Here is a 20,806-nt window from a genome sequence, read left to right on the forward strand (position 1 = left end):
CTTTGGTCGTTGAAGTGGGGGTCTCCTCGCCAAAGACGATGAAAAAGCAGCCCAAAAACGTCCTTTCCTAAGTTGAGAAACGTTCCCCCGACGGCAAAAGACCCCAAATTTCGGCGGCGTATTCCGCTACGGTCCGATCGCTGGCGAAACGGCCGGAATGGGCGATGTTGACGGCGCTCATCCGCCACCAGCGCGCCGGATCGCGGTAAGCATCCTCAACCCGCTCGTGCGCCTCGGCGTAGGCGGCAAAGTCGCGCAGCACAAAATATTCGTCGTTTTGCGCCAACAGCGAGTCGTAAATCGGCTCAAAGTAGTCGCCGACATCAGGGAAAAAGCCGTTGATGAGCTGGTCGACAACTTGCTTGATCCGTTTGTCATGATGGTAATACTCATGCGCCCGATAGCCTCCGTGTTCGTAGTAGCGGAGCACTTCATCGGCCGTCAGCCCGAACAAAAACATGTTTTCCTCCCCGACGGTTTCCGCGATTTCGACGTTCGCTCCATCCAGCGTGCCAAGCGTAACGGCGCCGTTCATCATAAACTTCATGTTGCCCGTCCCGGACGCTTCTTTGCTGGCTGTTGAGATTTGTTCGCTCACATCGGCGGCCGGAATGATTTCTTCCGCGAGCGATACGCGGTAATTTTCCAAAAAAATGACTTTCAGCTGTTCATTTACCTGGTTGTCGTTGTTCACCTTGTCGGCAACAGAATGGATGAGCTTAATGATCCGCTTGGCGTAGTAATAGCCTGGCGACGCTTTCGCTCCGAAAATGAACGTGCGCGGGTGGATCGAAACACGCGGGTCTTCTTTCAGCCGATTGTATAAATGCATAATGTGCAACACGTTTAACAACTGCCGTTTATAAGCGTGCAGCCGTTTCACTTGGACATCAAATATCGACGATTCGTCGACAACAATGCCCGTTTTTTCCGAAATGCGCTTGGCAAGCTTCAGCTTCCGCTGCTGTTTGACCGCAGCCAACGCCTGCTGAAACGCCGGATCGGAAGCATAAGACTTCAGCTCAATCAATGCTTCCGGCTCGCGGATCCAGCGCGGACCAATCGTTTCCGTAATCAACGCCGACAGCTCAGGGTTGGCTTTCAACAGCCAGCGCCGGTGCGTCACCCCGTTCGTTTTGTTGTTGAACTTGTGCGGCGCCCATTCGTAAAACAAGCGCATCTCCCGCTGTTTCAAAATCTCCGTATGCAGTTTCGCCACGCCGTTGACGCTATGGCTCGCAACGACGGCCAAGTGCGCCATTTTCACCATCCCGTGGGCGACGATGGCCATTTGTTCAATCCGCCCCCAATCGCCGGGGTAGCGTTCCCACAGCTCGCGGCAAAACCGTTCGTTGATTTCCTCGACGATCATATAAATGCGCGGCAACAGCGGCTGAAACAGACGAATCGGCCATTTCTCCAACGCTTCCGACAACGTCGTATGGTTCGTATACGCGATCGTATGGGTCGTAATGTGCCACGCCTCTTCCCAGCCCATCCCTTCTTCATCGAGCAAAATGCGCATCAATTCCGGAATCGCGAGCGCCGGATGCGTGTCGTTCACATGAATGGCGACATACTCATGAAGCCGGCGCAAACTCCCGTGCTGGCGGCGATGAGCGCGAGTGATGCTGCCGAGGCTGGCGGCGGCGAGAAAATACTGCTGCTTTAACCGGAGCAGTTTGCCTTCATCGTGCGTATCGTCCGGGTACAAAAACTCCGAAATGGCTTCCGTCTCCCGCTTGTATTGCATCACATCTTTATGAAGCGGGAACGTTTTCGCCGGCTCGGCGCTCCAAAGCCGGAGCGTGTTGACCGTGTTCGTCCCGAAGCCGATGACCGGCATATCGTACGGCACAGCCATCACGTTTTCGCTGTCGACATGGCGGAACACAAGGCGGCCGTTTTGTTCCGACACCTCGACCCTTCCCCAGAAGCGAACTTCGACCGCCAGCTCTTCTTTCCGGATTTCCCAAACGTTCCCGTTTCGCAGCCATTGCTCCGGCAGCTCGACTTGATAGCCGTCAACGATTTTTTGGTCAAACAGCCCGTGTTTATAGCGAATGCCGTGGCCGTGGCCCGGCAAATTCAATGTGGCGAGCGAGTCAAGAAAACAGGCGGCGAGCCGCCCCAGCCCGCCGTTGCCAAGCCCGGCGTCCGCTTCGCATTCCTCAATGTCCTCAAGGCGGATGCCGAGCTCGCGAAGCCCCTCTTCGACCATCGGGCGGACGCCGAGGTTTAACAAATTGTTGCCGAGCAGGCGACCCAACAAAAACTCAATCGACAAATAATACACTTGCTTCCACCGTTGCGCCCGGTAGCGTTCATTCGTCGTGATCCAATGGCGGCTGATATGTTCGCGTACCATATGGCCAAGGACATGATAATGATCGCGCGCCGTCGATTCGGCAAACGGTTTGCCGCACAACGCCTCGACCCGCGTCACAAACGCCCGTTGAAACGTTTCTTTATCCGCGAACAAGCGCGTCTTCCCCCTTTTTGTTCAGCTGTTCGTACGCTTTTCGATACTCCCTCGCCGACCGGCGCCAGCTGTAATCGCCGCGCATCGCCCGCTCCACGAGCCGCTCCCAGACAGATGGCTGGCGGTAGAACGACAGCGCCCGGCGGATCGTGTACAACATGTCGTGGGCGTTAAAGTTCGTAAAGCTGAACCCGTTCCCTTCTCCTGTGAATTCATTGTACGATTGCACCGTATCGTTCAGCCCGCCCGTTTCCCGAACGATCGGAATCGTCCCGTACCGAAGCGCGATCATTTGGCTCAGCCCGCACGGTTCAAACAATGACGGCATTAAAAACAAGTCCGCGCCCGCATAAATTTGATGGGCGAGCGGTTCGTGAAAGCCGATGTACACCCCGACTTTGTCCGGATAGGCCGCCGCCATTTGCGAGAAAAACTGTTCAAACCGCCAATCCCCCGTTCCAAGCACAACAAGCTGCATCTCTTCCTGCATCAGATCATGGAAGACGCACGTGACTAAATCGAGTCCTTTTTGCGCCGTCATTCGCGTCACCATCGCGACAACGGGCGCATCATCCCGCTCTGGCAGACCAAACCGCCGCTGCAGGGCGCGCTTGTTGAATTTTTTTCTTTCCCGCGTATGTACGCTATAGTTCGCCGCCAAAAACGGATCGGTTTCCGGGTTGTAAAACTCGTCGTCAATGCCGTTTAAAATACCAAGCAAATCATCCCGCCGCGCCCGCAACAGCCCGTCAAGCCGCTCGCCGTAATAGGCGGTTTGAATCTCTTCTTTGTACGTCGGGCTGACCGTCGTAATCAAATCGGAGGCGACAAGCGCCCCTTTCATAAAGCTGACGCTTCCGTAAAACTCGAGATGGTCGACGGTGAAATACCGTCCGTCCAAATTCAACAAATCCTCTAAAATCCCGCGCGGAAACAGCCCTTGAAACTGCAAGTTGTGAATCGTAAAGATCGTGCGGATATCCGCATAAAACGGATCATGACGGTATTGCTCGCGCAAGAAAAACGGAATCATGCCGGTGTGCCAGTCATGGCAATGAATGATGTCGGGCTGAAACGAAATCGCCGGAAGCGCGTCCAGCACCGCCCGGCAAAAATAAGCGAACCGCTCGCCGTCGTCATCATGGCCGTACAGCTGCGGCCGTTTGAAATAGTATTCGTTGTCGATCAAGTAATAGACGACCCCGTCATGCTCGAGCTCCTCAACGCCGCAATACTGGCGGCGCCACCCGACTGGCACGACGAACTCCGCCACTTTGTCCATTCGTTCTTTCCACTTTGAAGCGATTGTTTCATACTTGGGCAACATGACGCGGACATCGACGCCAAGCCGGCGCAGCTCTTTCGGCAGCGCGCCGGCGACGTCGGCCAATCCTCCCGATTTGGCAAACGGGGCGCATTCTGATACGGCAAACAGCACGTTCATCGATTCACGACCTCCCCTTGCACCGTTCCTTTGCGAACGACAAACGGCCGCTCCGCCGTCCCTTGCAAAACGACCCCCGGTTCGATTTTCGCGTCTTTGTCGACGATGACGCCATCAAGCACACAACCATCGCCGATTTGGCATTTTTGCATCACGATGCTGTTCTTCACAACGGCTCCTTTGCCGATTTTCACGGAACGAAACAGGACGCTGTTTTCCACCGTTCCTTCAATGACGCAGCCGTTGGCGATCATCGAGCGCTTCACATTCCCTTCCCGGCGGTATTTCGTCGGCGGCTCGTCTTTCACTTTCGTATAAATCGGCCGCGATGGAAGAAAAAGCTGCTCCCAAGCGCTTCGGTCAAGCAGCTCCATGCTTGCCTGAAAATAGCGGGCGAGCGAATCGATGACGGCCGCATACCCGCTGTATTCATAGTCGCAAATGGACAGCGAATGGCGGTCGTCATGAATGACATCGACGATGCTCCGATAGCCGTGGTCTTTGTAGCCGGCGATCAAATCAAGCAGAAGAGACGTCTCCAACACGTACATCTCCAGCGACTCGCCGCGATGGCAAATTCGCGTCACATCGCAGCCGCGTTCGATATGGCGCTCGAGGACGGCGTCAAAGTCGATGTTGCACACCGTGTAGCTATTGACGATGACCGCATACTTTTGCCGGCTCCGCAAAAAATAGTCGATATGCTGCTCAAAATGGGCAAACGCCCCGACCCGGCGCTCACCGGAAAACAACAAGTCCGGCGATGGGAAGAAAAACAATCCGTCCCGCTTTCGGTTTAAATCCCAATTCTTCCCTGATCCTAAATGGTCCATCAGCGACCGATATTGGTATTTCGGAAAAATCGCGACGCTTTCAATGCCGGAGTTGACCATGCTTGAAAGCACGAAATCAATGAGCCGATACCGCCCGGCAAACGGCACCGCTGCGATGGAACGCCTCTCGACAAGCGGCGCCATTGCCTCCATATACGTGGTCGCGTCGATGACGCCCAACATCATGTTGTTGTTCATTGTGCTCCATCCTTCCTTGCGGTGTCCTTATTCCGTTGCTTGATCCACTCGGTCGTTACGAGCACGACGTCATCATCAGCATCGCCCGGGCTCACAGTCGAATGCGGCGGGATGACGATCTCCGGAGTGACGATCGCTCGCTCGACATACGCTCCTTCACCAACTGTTGCCCCTGGCATAATGACGGATTCTTTCACAACCGCTCCCTTGCCGATGCGGGCGCCTTGAAACAGCACTGAGCGCCCCACCGTTCCTTCCACGACGCATCCCTCATTGATGAGAGAATCGCTCACTTCCGCCTCGGGAGCGATGTATTGCGGCGGCTGGTTCGGGTTGACCGAATAAATGCGCCACGAGCGGTCAAACAAGTCAAGTTCATTGTGTTCATCGAGCAAATCCATGTTGGCTTCCCACAAGCTTTTGATGGTGCCGACATCTTTCCAATAGCCTTTGAACGGATAGGCCACGAGCCGCTTGTTCTCCCGAAGCAGCCGCGGAATCACATCTTTGCCGAAGTCGTGCGACGAATGCGGGTCGGCGTTGTCGATTTGCAAATACTCCCTCAATAACGGCCAATTGAAAATGTAAATGCCCATCGATGCCAAATTGCTCTTTGGCTCCGCCGGTTTTTCGGCAAACTCGACAATTTGCATCTCGTCATTCGTATTCATAATGCCAAACCGGCTCGCTTCTTCCCATGGCACTTCAATAACGGAAATCGTCACATCGGCCTGTTTGGCGATATGGTAGTCGAGCATCTGCCGATAGTCCATTTTGTAAATGTGGTCGCCGGACAGCACGAGCACGTAGTCCGGGTCGTACTGTTCAATATAATTCATATTTTGATAAATGGCGTTCGCTGTGCCTTCGTACCATTTGACGCCGGAAGAGGCGGAGTAAGGGGGAAGGACGGTGACGCCCCCGTTTCTTCGATCTAAATCCCATGCGCTTCCGATGCCGATGTACGAGTGCAAAAGAAGCGGCTGATATTGGGTCAACACCCCGACTGTGTCAATGCCCGAGTTCGTGCAATTGCTCAACGTAAAATCAATGATCCGGTACTTCCCCCCAAACGGCACGGCTGGTTTCGCGATGTTTTTCGTCAGCGAGCGAAGCCGGCTTCCTTGCCCGCCGGCCAATAACATGGCGATGCACTTCTTCTTCATTCTGCTTTCTCTCCCCTCGTTTTTGCACTGGCCGCAAAATGGAAATGCCAAACGGCGGAATCGTCATGCGCACATGGTACGGTTTTCCATGAAACGGCTCATGGAAAGCGGAAAGCCGCTTCGAATTGACATGCCCTGATCCGCCAAACTCCGCTGCATCGCTGTTCAGCACTTCGCGGTACGGCGCCAAAAGCGGCACGCCGACTTTGTAATCGTCATACGCCTGATTTGTGAAATTACAAACAATGACCAGCACATCACCTTCTTTTTTCCCCCGGCGGACGAACGAGAAAATGCTTTGCTCGGCATTATGAACGTCAATCCATTCAAACCCCCTCGGATCATGATCAAGCTCGTAAAACGGCTTATACCGTTTATAGCAGGCGATCAGCTGCTTCACATATTCGTCCATTTTCCGGTGCAATTCAAAATCGAACAGCACCCAGTCGAGCTCTCCCTCAAACTTCCATTCATCAAACTGGGCAAACTCACTGCCCATAAACAGCAGCTTTTTCCCAGGGTGGGCCATCATGTAGCCATACAATAGGCGCAGCTGGGCGAACTTCTCTTCGTACGACCCAGGCATTTTATTGAGCAGCGATTTTTTGCCATGCACAACTTCATCATGGGAAAATGGCAAAATGAAATTTTCCGAATACGCATAAAGGAGGGAAAAACTGACTTGGTTATGGGCGTATTTCCGCTCATGCGGCGGCGTTTCCATATACTTCAGCATGTCGTTCATCCAGCCCATGTTCCACTTGTAGTTAAACCCAAGGCCGCCATCGTACGTCGGCGCGGTCACCCGAGGCCAGTCGGTCGAATCTTCAGCGATCATCAAGACGTTCGGGTCATAGGCAAACACCGCCTCATTCAACTGGCGCAAAAACTCGACCGCATACGGATTTTCATAGAGCCGGTCATTGTTCGGCCAATAAAGCATATTGGCGACCGCATCGACGCGAAACCCGTCCACATGGTAATACTCCAGCCAAAACAACGCATTGGAGATCAGAAAACTGCGCACTTCCGGCTTGCCCAAGTCAAAATTCGCCGTCCCCCAGACGTAATTTTCTCGGTCTTTTTCATTCGCGTATTCATACGTCGGTGCGCCGTCAAACATGTACAGCCCGTGGGCGTCCTTGCAAAAATGCCCCGGCACCCAGTCGATGATGACGCCAAGCCCCGCTTGATGGCAGCGGTCGACGAAATACATGAAATCGTGCGGCGTGCCATAGCGGCTTGTCACCGAATAATAGCCGGTCCCTTGATATCCCCATGAACGATCGAGCGGATGCTCGACAAGCGGAAGCAGCTCAATGTGCGTAAATCCGCGCTCCAGCACGTACGGAATGAGTTCGTCGGCCATCTCACGGTACGTATAAAAGCGGCCGTCCGGTTTCTTTTTCCACGAACCGAAATGAAGTTCATAAATGACCATCGGTTGGTCATAAATCCGCTTTCGCCGTTTCTTCCGCTGCCAAGATGAATCATTCCACTCGTATCCTTTCAAATCGTAGACAATCGAGGCGGTATGAGGGCGCAATTCGGAGTAAAAGGCGTACGGGTCGGCTTTCAACAGAACACGGCCATCCGGTGTGATGATCTCATATTTATAGAGATGCCCTTCCAAGTTTTCTGGAACAACGATCGTCCATACCCCTTCGTCGTTCACCTTCGTCAGGGGGGAATTCGCCCCATTCCAATCGTTGAAACTGCCGACAAGACGGACTTCCCGCGCATGGGGCGCCCACACGCAAAAGCGAGTGCCGACCGCTCCGCCGTCGCGGATGACATGAGCGCCGAACAACTCATAACTTTGATACAAACGGCCTTCATGAAACAAATACACTTCTAAATCTGTCGGATTCGCCGCAATCAAGCTGGATCGCATCCTTTCCGAAGCAAAATGATGGCCATACACAACATTGATTCCTATTCGCCAACAGAAGGCTTCATTCCTTGAATGCTTCGTCTATACTTTTAGACAAATTCCAACAACCGCTGTTTCTGGCTGTCGAAATTTCATTTGCACACAGGCGGATTTTTATATTATAATATATATAAGTTGATAATTATTATAAATAACGGAGGTGCATTATGGCTCCAACACTGTACGATTTTCACCATCTCCCGCACGTCAAAACGCAAAATGAATCGAAAAAAGCGCTCTGGGTGACGCTTTTGTTGACCATGTTTTTCACCGCCGTCGAAATCATTGGCGGACTGATTTCCAACTCACTCGCCCTCTTGTCCGATTCGGCCCATATGGCATCCGATGTATTGGCGCTTGGCTTAAGCATGGTCGCCCTCTACATGGCGACGCGCCCGCCGAACCGCCGCTTTACGTTCGGCTTTTTGCGGTTTGAAATCATCACATCGTTTTTGAACGGGCTGACGTTGGCCGTCATTGCGCTGTGGATTTTATGGGAAGGCATTCAGCGTTTTCTCCATCCTGAACCGATCCACTTTCGCCTCATGCTCGGGATCGCAGTGATCGGCCTCGTCGTCAACTTGACGTTGACCATCGTCTTAAGCCGGAGCACGAAAGAGGAAGACAATTTGAACGTTCAGAGCGCCCTTTGGCATTTCATCGGCGACTTGATTAGCTCGATCGGCGTCATCGTTTCCGCGCTGCTCATTTACTTCACCGGCTGGACGGTGTTCGACCCGATCATCAGCTTAGTGATCGCCGCCATCATTTTCACAGGCGGGGCGAAAATTATGCGCGAATCGTATCTCATCTTAATGGAAGCCGTGCCAGATGGGTTCGACCTCGAACAAATCCGCGCCGATATTCGAAAGATCGAAGGGGTCGAAGACGTGCACGACATGCACTTATGGGCCATCTCAACCGACCATTACTCGCTGTCGGTTCATGTGTTTGTCAACGAACGCATCCAGCCGCTATGCGTCATCTTGGCGGTGAATGAAATGTTGAAGGAAAAATACGGAATCGAGCACGCCACCATCCAGGTGGAGCACGCCATGCTCCATGACCATGGCCGCTATGGCCGGGCGTTTTTGGAGAAAAAAGCTTCCCATGAATAGGAAATGCCGCCTCTGCTTTGAATGGCATGGGCGGCTTTTTCGTTTGTCCATTTTCCCTTTCAAACAAAAAGGAATCAATACGATCCGCGGCGAACATATAGAGTCATCATGCCGAAGGAAGGGATGCCTCATGGGAATCGGAACGATCTTCGCGTTTTTAGGCGTCGCCGTTTTGCTTACGTTAGCGCCAGGGCCAGACATTTTGTTCGTCATCGCCCAAAGCCTGTCCCAAGGCAAACAGGCGGGCATCGCCACCGCGCTCGGGCTGTGCACCGGCCTGCTTGTCCACATCAGCGCAGCCACGCTTGGCGTCTCGGCTGTCATTTACCAATCCGCCTTGGCGTTTGCCATCGTCAAGTACGCCGGTGCCGCGTATTTGCTGTACTTGGCATGGCAGGCGTTCCGCGAAAAAGACAGCAGTCTCGCCTTTGGGCGGCAGAAGCCAATGGCATACGCCTCGCTGTACAAAAAAGGCATTGTCATGAACGTGCTCAACCCGAAAGTGTCGCTCTTCTTTTTGGCGCTCCTGCCGCAGTTCGTTGATCCGTCAGCGGGCCGCGTGCCGCAACAGATGTTGCTTCTTGGCGCCGTCTTTCTCGCTCAAGCGCTCGCCGTCTTCACCTTGGTGAGCATCGGCGCGGAAAAACTGCGCCATTGGCTCTTGGCCAACACCACCATCACGAAGCGAATCCATTGGCTCAAAGGCGCCATCTTCGCCCTAATCGGCATTCAAATCGCCTTCAGCGAGCGTTCGTAGCGGTGCGCGGCCAGGAGCGGCCGCTCCTTTCTGCGAGCAGCCCCCAACACCTCTTTTACTCAAAAAAAGCGCCGCGCCTCCTAGAAGACCGGTGAAAAACAACGGATTCGCTCGATTTGCGAGAAGTCGAAAGGGATAAAGTTATGGTGTTGCAAGGTTTTTCAATTTGAGAAACGCTGTTGGGGAGCAACATTTCCCCTTAAATCACAAGCCTTCTAGGAGAAGCAACGGCAGAAACAACAGCACATCGGGACCAAATGACAAAAGATTGGGCATTTCAACCAAAACCAACATGGCGGCCTTTCTCTCGCAGGCCGCCATCCGTTTGTATTGTTCCCGCTGCGGCTTCATGAGCCTGACGCCAAGCGGCAACAACCTCATTCCCTTGTCTCTCACGTTCTCCCTCCTTGTCACGCCGACCGCCGCACCGAAGCGCAAACCGGCGCAATAGAAAGGAAGGAAATGCTCATCGAGCGATCTCCCCGCACTCATCCGCCGAACCTACTTGACAAAGCGAGCCATCAAAATCAAATCCCAATACGTCCCGTCATCGATTTTTGCAGCTTTTTTCTTCACGCCTTCTTCCACAAATCCAAACTTTTGATACAATCGAATCGCGTTCGTGTTGTCAGCGACGACTTCGAGGCAAACTTTTTCAATCAAAGGATTTTCTTTTGCCCAATCAAGGAGCGCTGCAAGCAACGCCGTGCCGATCCCCTGGCCTCGAAAGCCGTTTTTCACGCTCATGCCGAAAGACCCTTGGTGCTTGGTTCGCCGCTTATTTCCATTATGAAAATCTAAAAACCCGATCATCTCTCCGTCATGCTCGGCCAACAGCGCCAACTTTCCAGGATCGTCCGCCATTTTTTGCAGCCATTGGCGTTGTTGCTCTTCTGTGACCGTCACTTCCGCTTCCGTCGTAAGCAAGTAAAGCGCTTCCGCGGTCACGGCCTTGACAAACGCAACGATCCGCTCGGCATCCTCGGGCCATGCCGTCCGTATAACAATCGGTTGGCCGCTTGCCGTCACCAACCGCCTTGGCTGGATGTTTCCCATAGCCATCCTCCTTGCTTGATGTGCATCCGTATAGATTCGTAAGCACGAGGGCAATATCCTGCACGCAAAAGAAAAACCTCTTCTGTCTCATAGTTCGTATTACCGTCAACCATTGGGCCATTCACCAAAAGCCCCGATATATTTTTAGTGATTCGCCTGATGAATGTTGAACCATCCACTTTCGATATGCTCTACGAACACCACCCCAGCTCCCCTTCATCACCATTGTTTTGATGGCTCGTTTGTCAATAAAGTAACCACTTGACAAACAGAAAAACAAAAGTATACTAATAGTATACTTTTGATACTAGGAGTATCAGCTATGAAAGAACATATCGCCGCTGTACACAAACAAACGATTGCCCAAGCCGCTGAGCGGTTGTTTCTCGAACGCGGGTTTGACGGCACGTCAATCAGCGACATTTGCGCAGCGTCGGGATACAGCCGCCGTACGGTGTACCGCTACTTTGACACGAAGGAGGAGATTTTGTACTACATTGTCGCGAATGGTCTCAAACAGTTGCGTGATCGTCTAACCGACATCGTGCAAGCCGAGCAGCCGTTTTTGGCCAAGTACGAACACATTTGTAAAGCAATGCGCGCTTACTACGAACATTGTCCCGTTTCGGCGCGCGCCGTCCGCGAGTTTCGCCCGCCATCGTTGGACGCAGTGACACCCACCATGGAAGCTATTTTCTCTTTAGGAACGGACATCAATGACGCCCTCTCCCGCTGGATCGAGCAAGGCATCGCAGAAGGCGTTGTCCGTGAAACCGCAGACGTCATGATGACCGTGTACGTGTTCTCCGCACAGCTACACGCGTTGTTTGACCTTATCGAAACAAAAGGAGCGTTTTTGCTGCCGACGCTCGGCAAGACGAAAGAACAATTTGTCGCCTACGGCCAGAAGATGATTCTCCATAGCCTCGCAAAGGAGCCATTGCCATGAAACCAAACGAACCGAGCATGACCGCATTGATGTCCTGTTTCGTCCGCGCTTATCATACGGAACACGATACGCCTGTCATATTTCGTGACGATATGGCCAGACAGCTGATCACAGACGAAGAATACAAACAAATCCAAACCTTTCTCGCCAACGGCTTAGGATTTTTTGCCCCCGAGCGGCTTGATGCGTTCTCATCGGACGAAGAGAAAGTGAAATGGATCGTCCAAACGCAGCTCGCTCCGACTCCAATCGCCCGCGCCGCCTATACCGAACGGATCGTCCAACACGAAAAGCGGCTTGGCGCGACGCAGTATGTCATGTTAGGAGCAGGGATGGATACGTTCGCCTTCCGTCATCCAAACAGCGGCCTGACGATATTCGAAGTCGACCATCCCAACACACAGCAATTCAAGCGCGAACGCATCCACATGGCCAACGGGAAGATGCCAAACTGCTTGCAACTGGTCGCCGCTGATTTTACCAAGGATGACGTGGCTTCCCGATTGCTCGCAGCCGGCTTTCGCCCAAACGAAAAAACGGTGTTCAGCCTGCTTGGCGTCTCATATTATCTAGAAAAAGAGCACTTCTATCGTCTTTTGCACCAACTCGCTCCATTGATGACAGAGGGCAGTTCTATCGTGTTTGATGTTGCCGATGAGCAGCTGTTCACCTCCACCGTCAAGCGGGTGCAAAACACGCTCGCCCTCGCCCGGCAAAGCGGTGAACCGATGAAAGCGGCGTATTCGATCGAGGAACTTGAGAAACAGCTGCAGCATCACCGTCTCCTCATTTTCGAACACGTATCGCCGGAACAAATCCAAGCGGAATTTTTCTCGAACCGAAACGACGATCTGACAGCGTTTGAACATGTCCATTATGTCCATGCGGTGCGCAAATAACATCCAGGAAGGCCTCTGAATTTTGTGATTTTCCATGATTATGTGATATTGAAACATGTCTATTCACCAAAAAATCGACCGAGTCCTCTTTGAAGCATCCCGCTTCAAAGAAAGGCTCGGCCGACAGGTTCCTTCTTATTGCCCTTTCGTCACCGTCGCTGTGGTCGCTTCACTATGGTTTTGCGCTTTGTCTTCTTGTGTCACAATGATCATCAGCTGGCCATTGTTGAATGCAGACAGATCGATCGTCTTCGAAAAATTCCCATTCGAGTCCGCCGACGTCCGTTCCACGAGAGATTTTTGTCCATCCGTAATGATGATTTGCACCAATGCGTTGCTTTCTGCCATTCCTGCGATCGTGTATGCCGCTTGATTTTGACTCGTAACAGCTGGCAGGGCGTTCAATGATGGAGTGGCAACAGCTGTATCCTTCCAAACCGTCGCGGTTGCCTCTGGGCTTACATTGCCTGTAACGCTCGTTTGAACGGCTGTAATGGTAATCAGTCCATCGCTTAACGGGGAAATATCCGCTTCTACATGGTATCTCCCGTTTTCTTCCACCGTACCGACTGTGCTGATTTCATTCGTTCCATCGGACAAAGTGACCTCCACTTCCGCTCCTGGCTCTCCCTTGCCCGTCACCTCATAAGCAGTTGCATCTGCACTGGCGTTCACATATCCTTTATTGTCAATAGACGGCTTGGCCGGAGAAGACAACGATTTGATGAGGACGACACTTGCCATCCGGCTTTCATTCCCCGCTTGATCGATCGTTTTCACACGGATCGTGATCTTCCCGTCCTTCAGAGAAGAAGTATTGATCTCCACTTCATAATTCCCATCTTCATCCACAAGCCCGCTCGCTGAGACGGATTTTTTTCCATCAGCAGCCTCCACCACCACTTTCTCTCCAGGCGTTCCTGTCCCCGTTACTGGATAAGCTTCATAGTTGAAAGCGTTGATATATCCTTCATTCAACAGCTCAGGGGCCTCTATGCTCACATCTTTCCGAAGCACTTTCTTCGATTGGCCGCTTTGGTTTCCTGCCGAATCCACACTAACCGCGGAGACCGTAATCTCTCCTTCCGCCAATCTTCTTGCATCGATCACCGCCCGGAATCTCCCTTTGCCGTCTGCACGCACCGTTTTGGTGATGCGCTGCTTTCCATCGCTCAACAAAACTTGCACAGCGCTATGGGGTTCTGCTGTTCCTTGGACAGCATAAGCGTTCTGCTGCTTGGCATTGATCCATCCTTTATGCAAGAAGAAATCAACGGTATTGACGAAGAATTAATTGAAAGTAACACTGAGGAATTTTACGGGCTTCAATGGGTGGGTAAAAAAGAAGCCCGTCGTCTTGCTTTTTTACCGCCACAAGGAACTCTTAAATTTATGGAAGGAGAAGGGATAAACGAAGAGAACGCAAAGCATATATTAATCGAAGGGGATAATTTAGAGGTTTTACGTTTATTGCAAAAAAGTTATTCAGGTAGAATAAAAATGATTTACATCGATCCTCCTGTTTAGTGCAAAATGAAAGTACAGAGTTCTGCAACAAAAAAGTGCAGAGCTTCATGGCATAAAAAAAAGGCTTGCCAGCTCCTAAAATATCCTCTACTGTTTAAGGTTGTGAAGAACAAAACAGTGGAGGTAATGAAAGGATGCTAGCAATGCCTGAAATTCATCATATCAAACATTTGCGTGAAAAGAAAGGGTTATCGCTTTCCGAAATTGTCCGTAGGACGGGATTTAACTGGAGAACAGTCAAGAAATATGCGGATGGAGACATTTCGGTCAGACAAAAAATAAAGAGAAAACGGGGAATGATGGAGGAAGAAGGATACGGTCAAATCATTGATGACTGGCTGGAGGAGGACGCCAAACTGCCAAGAAAACAACGGCGGACAAGCAAGAAGATGTACGAACAATTAAAGCAGGAACATGACTTTAAAGGGTCTTATCGAACGGTTTGCGCCTACGTTCAAAAACGAAGACCTCAGCTTAAGCTGGAGAAGGAACAGCGTTACGAGAGGCTGGAACACCCTCCGGGGGAAGCGCAGGTGGATTTCGGCACCATGTCCGTTGTGACGAAGGAGGGAAAAGAGGAAGACCGATCAATTCTGATTTTGAGCTTTCCGTACAGCAACGCCGCGTATGCGTATCCATTGCCGGCGGAAAACAGCGAATGTTTTCTTTACGGGCTCACTCAGCTGTTTCGCCAAGCCGGAGGCGTCCCGAGAAAACTGCGCATCGACAATTTGGCGGCGGCGGTGGTTTCGATCCGAAAAGGAGGCGAACGTCAATATACTGAAGCATTTGAGCGATTCCGGCTTCATTACCGGTTTGACGTACAGGCGTGCAATCCGTATAGCGGACACGAAAAAGGGAATGTCGAACGGAAAGTTTACTATACTCGTCAACACTGCTTTGTCCCTGCTCCGTTGATCGAGGGGGATGAAGAACTGGCGGAGTGGCTGCATCGCAAGATGATCGAAGATCGAGCCCGCCCCCACTATGAAAAAGGGAGAACCATTGAGGAATTATGGCAGGAAGAACAAAAGGAGTTGCTTGTCCTGCCGGAGAGAGATCTCCCGATCTTCTCCTTCCACCACGCTAATGTCAATAAATACGGGGAAGTAACGGTGGATGGGGAGGCGTTTGTGGTTCATGGGATCCCGGTTCCCAACCGTGTCCTTGTCAAAAAGGAATGGGATCGTTTCATGGTTTTGTCCCAGGAAGGGGAGGTGTACCTGGAAGCGCCAAGGCCGTACACGAAAAAGCAACGGGAGCTCCCTTGGAAGGACATTTTGGCGGAATGGGCGCAAAAGCCCCGGGTGGTGGAGTATTCGCGGTTTCGAGTTTACTTGCCGGAGGCCATTAGGAAATACTTCATGGAACAACCGAAACAGACGGCATCACGCATTCGAGGGGTGCAGAAGCTGCTGGACCGGTACACCGTCTATGAGATCGCCCAGTGGCTTGACAAGTATCAACGGTGGGATTTGGCGCCCCATGAGATCGGGGTGTTGATGGAGGCGAAGCGTTCGGAGTATCCCGCGAAATGGGAAGAAGCCTATACCCCTTCCGTTTTAGTCGACTATGAAACCGATTTACATGTGTATGATCAACGTCTTTGTCCGTCAAGGGAAGGGGGAAGCCGGGCATGAAGATGGATTTAAAAGAGATTTGTAAAGCCCTGCATTTGGCGTACATCGCGGATCGATTCGAGGAGGTGGCCTACGAGACCAAGGAACAGTTTTTACGTGATGTGTTGGCGTTGGAGCTGTCGTTCCGTCAGAAAGCAAAACAGGCTCGATTGATCAAGAAGGCGAAGTTCCGGGAGTTGAAATGGCTCAAAGATTACGAATGGTCGGATCAGATTCATTGGCCGACCACGACCTCGAAGGAAGAACTTTGCGACCTTCGCTTTTTGGAGCAAAAACAGAACGTCCTGCTTTTAGGTTCGCCGGGAACAGGAAAAACCCATCTCGCCACCGCATTAGGATTAAAAGCGTGTGAACGGGGCCATGAAGTTCGGTTTTTCCGTGTCGCCGATCTTGTCGCCCAGCTCGAAGAGGCGTTAAAAGACGGCATCCTCGGACGGCTCAAACGGCAAATCGACACATGCGAGTTGTTGATTTTGGACGAACTCGGCTATGTACCTTTTCAAAAGCAGGGATCGGAACTGCTGTTTCACATCATTGCCGATTGTTATGAACGAAAAAGTGTCATCGTGACATCGAATTTAGAGTTTGGACAGTGGAATCGAGTGTTTGGGGACAACCGCCTGACGGCAGCGCTGGTGGATCGTTTGGTCCATCACGCCCACATTCTCGCGTTTACGGGAGAGAGCTACCGCTTGCGGCACGCGCTTTCTGCCGTTCAGTCGCTCCCTTCTCACTCGGTTGAAAGGTAAATTCATTGAGCCGGCAAGCCTATGTATTTTTTCTTGCAATTCTCTGCACTTTTTGCTTGCAAAAAACACCTCCTTTATAGTTTTATAGTGAAATCACTTTATCATATACACATAAGTGCGAATTTATAAGACAAATTCGTACTTTTTTGTCGAACAAAACACTACTAAATGCTATAATGTCGTACCATGTAAAGAGTGAATTCATGATGCTATTGTTTACGTTAACCAGAAAATTGTAAAATTCAATGAGAAGCTAATATATGTGGGGGATGAGTAGTGAAAACATTAAAGGAAAGGATTATTCAACTTCTACAGGAACATAGCGGTTTGACCGATAGAGAAATTACCAATCGAATATTGGGAGAAAAAAAGCCACAGCAACCTGTCAATCAGGCATGCAGGTCATTAGAGGCACAAGGAGTACTGAAGAGAGTGAAAAGACAAGATGGGCTTATCGGTAACTATCTTGCCACAGACCAGCATGTGGTGGATTATTTCCAGAACAAAGGAAAGAAGGATCTTGAAGAGGATAAAAAAGCCTTTTCTGATGAAGCTGGATGGATACCGCGTTCGCCACATTCGGGCGGTGAAACGGTATTGGGCGGTGGTGCTCTTGGCCTGCGTGTACAGCATCGCCGAATCCCAACAAAACCTTTCCGCTGGACTGGAGCTTCTTCGATCACGGAAAGGCCACAGCGTCGTCGAGTTCATTTATAACGCCGCGAAGCAAGAGATTCCCATTGATGTGATCAAAAAACAGCTCCATGTCGCCTAAGGGGGACCCTGTTTGTCTCTTAAAGCATGGAAATTATTGTAATGAAAAATGCTCATCTACAGCTGATTAATCATTTTATCTTGAATAGGAACAAAACGTTCGAAGCCACCTTTTGTGTTTCGAACGCGGATGACTTTTTGTTCCCAAATGATATCCGTTGTTTTTATGCCCACCAATTCATTTACTCGAACTCCCGTTTCCAACAGCAACATCATAATCGTATAATCCCTTAAACCTACAAACGTACGAAGGTCGCATGCTTTAAATAACGACTTTATCTGCTGATTATCAAATGTTTCTACAATCCTTTTTCTATCCTTCAACAATTTGATGTCTTTCATCGGATTGCTTTTTATGAGATTCCGTCCTTCCAAAAAGTTAAAAAACGCCCTTAAAGCCCTCAAACGGGAATTGATACTGACTGTCTTAAGACCTTTTTCTTTCATGTACATAATGACATTTCGCTTAATGGTTTCTCCTGTCCATTCACTTACACGCAACTCGATTTCTTGCTCTTTCAGCAGTTTTATAAACGCATTTAACTCACTGCGGTAATATTTAATCGTATGTTCCCGCAAATTTCTTAGTTCGCAATCCTCAATAAATATCTCTAACAATTCCTCAAATGTGTATTCAATTTCTCCTATGTCATCAGATATTAGCAATAACTCCTCACGACTTAGCTCTCCTCTTCTTCCTCTCTTGCTCTTTCTCTGCAATTTTCTCTCATTTTCTATTCTTTTCACTTTCCATTTCACCTCACCGAACACGATTGTACGCACACGATTTTCTTTTCTCGAATCGTATTCGGTAAATAAAAAACAAGGGATTTCACTTACGTGAAACCCCTTGTCCCTAAAGCCTTTCTCCTATTTTCGATGCCGATGGTGGGAGTCGAACCCACACGGGGGGCTACCCCACACGATTTTGAGTCGTGCGCGTCTGCCAATTCCGCCACATCGGCGCGACAATTAATAATTTACCAAATCATCTTTCAACTGTCAACACTTTTTTATTCATTAGATATGGAGGCGGCACCCGGATTCGAACCGGGGGTAAAGGTTTTGCAGACCTCTGCCTTACCACTTGGCTATGCCGCCTTGATCGAGAGCGGAAGACGGGACTCGAACCCGCGACCCCCACCTTGGCAAGGTGGTGTTCTACCACTGAACTACTTCCGCATCCGTGGCTGGGGTAGCTGGATTCGAACCAACGCATCACGGAGTCAAAGTCCGTTGCCTTACCGCTTGGCTATACCCCAACGTTGTAAGTGAAGGGCGACTAGTGGGAATCGAACCCACGCATGCCAGAGCCACAATCTGGTGCGTTAACCACTTCGCCATAGTCGCCATAATCATGATAGGAATGGCAGGGGCAGTAGGAATCGAACCCACACCGGAGGTTTTGGAGACCTCTGTTCTACCATTAAACTATGCCCCTTTGTTAAAATGGTGGAGGGGGACGGATTCGAACCGCCGAACCCAAAGGGAGCGGATTTACAGTCCGCCGCGTTTAGCCACTTCGCTACCCCTCCAAGGAATGGTGCCGACTGCAGGACTTGAACCCGCAACCTACTGATTACGATTCAGTTGCTCTACCAATTGAGCTAAGTCGGCATAAAACAAATGCAAGAAGGTGGCTCATTGTTGTGCTCTGTGCCTCTTCCTCTACAAGCTGATTCGAGGAAGCAGGATGCGTCGAGGCAACTCGAAGCCGACTCGACGAAGCAAGTGCTCGTCTCTACCAATTGAGCTAAGTCGGCATAATTATGATATAAATCGTGGCTCATTGTTCATTTGTTGTGTCCCTTCCTCTACCAGCCAATTCGAAGAAGCTGGGTGCGTCGGGACAACTCGCAATCGATTCGATGAAGCGGATGCTCGTCTCTGCCAATAGAGCTAAGTCAGCTTGCTATCAATTATATGGTGGCTCGGGACGGAATCGAACCGCCGACACAAGGATTTTCAGTCCTTTGCTCTACCGACTGAGCTACCGAGCCGTATCTTATTTTTCCCTTGTTCGTTGATGACTTTTGTGTCCCTTCCTCTGCCAGCCAATTCGAAGAAGCTGGGTGCGTCGGGACAACTCGCAGCAGATTCGACGATGCGGATGCTCGTCTCTACCGACTGAGCTACCGAGCCGTATCAAGTTTTACGCTGCTTTACTTGTGCTGCATTGTGCCTCTTCCTCTGCCAGCGGATTCCAAGATGCTGGATGCGTCGAGGCAACTCGATGCGAATTCGATGAAGCGGATGCTCGTCTCTACCGACTGAGCTGCCGAGCCGTATTTCACCGATCACATGATTCGTTGCATCATGCATTTTTGGAAAGATGGCGGTCCCGACGGGACTCGAACCCGCGATCTCCTGCGTGACAGGCAGGCATGTTAACCACTACACTACGGGACCATTTTTGGTTGCGGGGGCAGGATTTGAACCTGCGACCTTCGGGTTATGAGCCCGACGAGCTACCGGACTGCTCCACCCCGCGGCGATAAGAAAGTAAGTTGATTTTCACAATACTTTTAGTGTTGTTGTTCGTTGCCTCTTCCTCTACAAGCTGATTCAAAGATGCCAGATGCGTCGANNTTGCTTGTAAGGCAAGTGCTCTCCCAGCTGAGCTAATCCTCCACAAAGAAGTGACCCGTACGGGATTCGAACCCGTGTTACCGCCGTGAAAGGGCGGTGTCTTAACCACTTGACCAACGGGCCATGCTGATGGATCATGGCGGAGAGCAAGGGATTCGAACCCTTGAGGCGCTATTCACGCCTACACGATTTCCAATCGTGCTCCTTCGACCACTCGGACAGCTCTCCACGATGGCTCCGCAGGCAGGATTCGAACCTGCGACCAATCGGTTAACAGCCGATTGCTCTACCACTGAGCTACTGCGGAATCATAACGAAGGTCAATTCTCCCAATAAGATGCCCTGCCTCTTCCTCTGCCAGCCGATTCAAAGAAGCTGGACGTGTCAAGGCAACTCGCAGTTCATCCGATGATGCAAATGCTCGTCACTGAGCTGCTGCGAAATGACATCTCTTTAGACATTTACTATTATAATGATTCGCGCTGAGCTGTCAAGAGTTTTTTCATTCCCTCAAAACTAGATAACCGTCGGAAGAAGCCGCTTATAGGTTAAGCCCTCGATCGATTAGTATCCGTCAGCTCCACGTGTCACCACGCTTCCACCTCGGACCTATCGACCTCGTCATCTTCGAGGGATCTTACCCGCTTTGCGCGGTGGGAAATCTCATCTTGAGGGGGGCTTCACGCTTAGAT

16 protein-coding genes, 14 tRNA genes, 1 rRNA gene and 1 pseudogene are annotated in these 20,806 nt (G+C 51.0%); 8 read left to right on the forward strand and 24 right to left on the reverse strand.

Annotated features, from left to right (window positions below):
- Nucleotides 1–67 precede the first annotated feature (67 nt).
- The 5 genes from ETR37_RS08080 to glgB are packed head-to-tail and all read right to left on the reverse strand — an operon-like array spanning nt 68 to nt 8,017.
- The gene (locus ETR37_RS08080) at nt 68–2,482 is read right to left on the reverse strand and encodes a glycogen/starch/alpha-glucan phosphorylase (protein WP_081133233.1); all 2,415 of its coding nucleotides are present in this window, start codon (nt 2,480–2,482) and stop codon (nt 68–70) included.
- Nucleotides 2,469–3,926: a glycogen synthase GlgA gene (gene glgA, locus ETR37_RS08085; RefSeq protein ID WP_081133234.1), complete on the reverse strand. Its 1,458-nt coding sequence runs from the start codon at nt 3,924–3,926 to the stop codon at nt 2,469–2,471. Before glgA ends, ETR37_RS08080 begins: the two co-directional genes overlap by 14 nt.
- Complete coding sequence (locus tag ETR37_RS08090) at nt 3,923–4,957, reverse strand: GlgC family sugar phosphate nucleotidyltransferase (protein WP_129447136.1); 1,035 nt, start codon at nt 4,955–4,957, stop codon at nt 3,923–3,925. Before ETR37_RS08090 ends, glgA begins: the two co-directional genes overlap by 4 nt.
- Entirely contained in the window at nt 4,954–6,123 is a 1,170-nt protein-coding gene (locus ETR37_RS08095; protein WP_129447137.1) for a glucose-1-phosphate adenylyltransferase, read from the reverse strand. The genes ETR37_RS08090 and ETR37_RS08095 overlap by 4 nt, the downstream gene beginning before the upstream one ends.
- A complete protein-coding gene (gene glgB / locus ETR37_RS08100; protein ID WP_240673889.1) occupies nt 6,005–8,017 on the reverse strand; it encodes a 1,4-alpha-glucan branching enzyme in 2,013 nt (670 codons plus the stop codon). The genes ETR37_RS08095 and glgB overlap by 119 nt, the downstream gene beginning before the upstream one ends.
- Before the next feature lie 206 nt (nt 8,018–8,223).
- On the opposite strand from glgB, the gene ETR37_RS08105 reads away from it, so the two are divergent.
- Nucleotides 8,224–9,174, forward strand: coding sequence for a cation diffusion facilitator family transporter (locus ETR37_RS08105; RefSeq protein WP_129447139.1), 951 nt, complete (start codon nt 8,224–8,226; stop codon nt 9,172–9,174).
- A 130-nt stretch (nt 9,175–9,304) separates the two neighbouring features.
- Entirely contained in the window at nt 9,305–9,931 is a 627-nt protein-coding gene (locus ETR37_RS08110) for a LysE family translocator (protein WP_033004846.1), read from the forward strand.
- 204 nt (nt 9,932–10,135) lie between these two features.
- Here the strand turns inward: ETR37_RS08110 and ETR37_RS08115 are convergent, their stop codons facing one another.
- A complete protein-coding gene (locus ETR37_RS08115) occupies nt 10,136–10,423 on the reverse strand; it encodes a hypothetical protein (RefSeq protein ID WP_013144383.1) in 288 nt (95 codons plus the stop codon).
- A gap of 9 nt (nt 10,424–10,432) precedes the next feature.
- On the reverse strand, nt 10,433–10,987 hold the full coding sequence (locus tag ETR37_RS08120; RefSeq protein WP_033004849.1) for a GNAT family N-acetyltransferase: 555 nt from the start codon (nt 10,985–10,987) through the stop codon (nt 10,433–10,435).
- 322 nt (nt 10,988–11,309) lie between these two features.
- Between ETR37_RS08120 and ETR37_RS08125 the strand changes: the two genes are divergently transcribed.
- Nucleotides 11,310–11,936 (forward strand): TetR/AcrR family transcriptional regulator, encoded by a 627-nt coding sequence (locus tag ETR37_RS08125; protein ID WP_025950178.1) that lies wholly within the window; start codon nt 11,310–11,312, stop codon nt 11,934–11,936.
- The gene (locus tag ETR37_RS08130) at nt 11,933–12,835 is read left to right on the forward strand and encodes a class I SAM-dependent methyltransferase (RefSeq protein ID WP_020754096.1); all 903 of its coding nucleotides are present in this window, start codon (nt 11,933–11,935) and stop codon (nt 12,833–12,835) included. Before ETR37_RS08125 ends, ETR37_RS08130 begins: the two co-directional genes overlap by 4 nt.
- Before the next feature lie 135 nt (nt 12,836–12,970).
- Here the strand turns inward: ETR37_RS08130 and ETR37_RS08135 are convergent, their stop codons facing one another.
- On the reverse strand, nt 12,971–14,098 hold the full coding sequence (locus tag ETR37_RS08135; protein WP_020754097.1) for an Ig-like domain-containing protein: 1,128 nt from the start codon (nt 14,096–14,098) through the stop codon (nt 12,971–12,973).
- Here ETR37_RS08135 and ETR37_RS08140 point away from each other — a divergent pair.
- The 4 genes and pseudogenes from ETR37_RS08140 to ETR37_RS08160 form a co-directional block, all read left to right on the forward strand.
- Nucleotides 14,048–14,362 (forward strand): hypothetical protein, encoded by a 315-nt coding sequence (locus ETR37_RS08140; protein ID WP_164977991.1) that lies wholly within the window; start codon nt 14,048–14,050, stop codon nt 14,360–14,362. The two genes, ETR37_RS08135 and ETR37_RS08140, sit on opposite strands and share 51 nt — an antisense overlap.
- Nucleotides 14,363–14,496: 134 nt before the next feature.
- On the forward strand, nt 14,497–16,002 hold the full coding sequence (istA, locus tag ETR37_RS08145; RefSeq protein ID WP_015374301.1) for an IS21 family transposase: 1,506 nt from the start codon (nt 14,497–14,499) through the stop codon (nt 16,000–16,002).
- A complete protein-coding gene (istB, locus tag ETR37_RS08150; protein WP_013523916.1) occupies nt 15,999–16,751 on the forward strand; it encodes an IS21-like element helper ATPase IstB in 753 nt (250 codons plus the stop codon). Before istA ends, istB begins: the two co-directional genes overlap by 4 nt.
- Nucleotides 16,752–17,298: 547 nt before the next feature.
- Nucleotides 17,299–17,526: pseudogene (locus tag ETR37_RS08160) on the forward strand (IS701 family transposase); the annotation flags it as partial.
- A 56-nt stretch (nt 17,527–17,582) separates the two neighbouring features.
- Here the strand turns inward: ETR37_RS08160 and ETR37_RS08165 are convergent.
- From ETR37_RS08165 to ETR37_RS08245, 16 genes are all read right to left on the reverse strand, one after another.
- Entirely contained in the window at nt 17,583–18,272 is a 690-nt protein-coding gene (locus ETR37_RS08165) for a tyrosine-type recombinase/integrase (RefSeq protein ID WP_240673888.1), read from the reverse strand.
- A 133-nt stretch (nt 18,273–18,405) separates the two neighbouring features.
- Nucleotides 18,406–18,490: transfer RNA gene (locus ETR37_RS08170), tRNA-Leu, on the reverse strand.
- Nucleotides 18,491–18,552: 62 nt separating this feature from the next.
- Nucleotides 18,553–18,626: transfer RNA gene (locus ETR37_RS08175), tRNA-Cys, on the reverse strand.
- Between the two features lie 9 nt (nt 18,627–18,635).
- A tRNA-Gly gene (locus ETR37_RS08180) sits at nt 18,636–18,707 on the reverse strand.
- 5 nt (nt 18,708–18,712) lie between these two features.
- A tRNA-Gln gene (locus tag ETR37_RS08185) sits at nt 18,713–18,787 on the reverse strand.
- A 15-nt stretch (nt 18,788–18,802) separates the two neighbouring features.
- Nucleotides 18,803–18,875, reverse strand: a tRNA-His gene (locus tag ETR37_RS08190).
- 17 nt (nt 18,876–18,892) lie between these two features.
- Nucleotides 18,893–18,966: transfer RNA gene (locus ETR37_RS08195), tRNA-Trp, on the reverse strand.
- A gap of 9 nt (nt 18,967–18,975) precedes the next feature.
- A tRNA-Tyr gene (locus tag ETR37_RS08200) sits at nt 18,976–19,060 on the reverse strand.
- 6 nt (nt 19,061–19,066) lie between these two features.
- Nucleotides 19,067–19,142: transfer RNA gene (locus tag ETR37_RS08205), tRNA-Thr, on the reverse strand.
- 307 nt (nt 19,143–19,449) lie between these two features.
- Nucleotides 19,450–19,525, reverse strand: a tRNA-Phe gene (locus tag ETR37_RS08210).
- A gap of 333 nt (nt 19,526–19,858) precedes the next feature.
- A tRNA-Asp gene (locus tag ETR37_RS08215) sits at nt 19,859–19,934 on the reverse strand.
- 5 nt (nt 19,935–19,939) lie between these two features.
- Nucleotides 19,940–20,016 (reverse strand) — tRNA-Met (locus ETR37_RS08220).
- A gap of 149 nt (nt 20,017–20,165) precedes the next feature.
- Nucleotides 20,166–20,237: transfer RNA gene (locus tag ETR37_RS08230), tRNA-Glu, on the reverse strand.
- A 14-nt stretch (nt 20,238–20,251) separates the two neighbouring features.
- Nucleotides 20,252–20,342, reverse strand: a tRNA-Ser gene (locus tag ETR37_RS08235).
- A gap of 4 nt (nt 20,343–20,346) precedes the next feature.
- A tRNA-Asn gene (locus tag ETR37_RS08240) sits at nt 20,347–20,421 on the reverse strand.
- A 237-nt stretch (nt 20,422–20,658) separates the two neighbouring features.
- Nucleotides 20,659–20,806: ribosomal RNA gene (locus ETR37_RS08245) — 23S ribosomal RNA — on the reverse strand; the annotation flags it as partial.

It is taken from the genome of Geobacillus sp. PK12, assembly GCF_004123125.1.
Taxonomy (GTDB): domain Bacteria; phylum Bacillota; class Bacilli; order Bacillales; family Anoxybacillaceae; genus Geobacillus; species Geobacillus zalihae.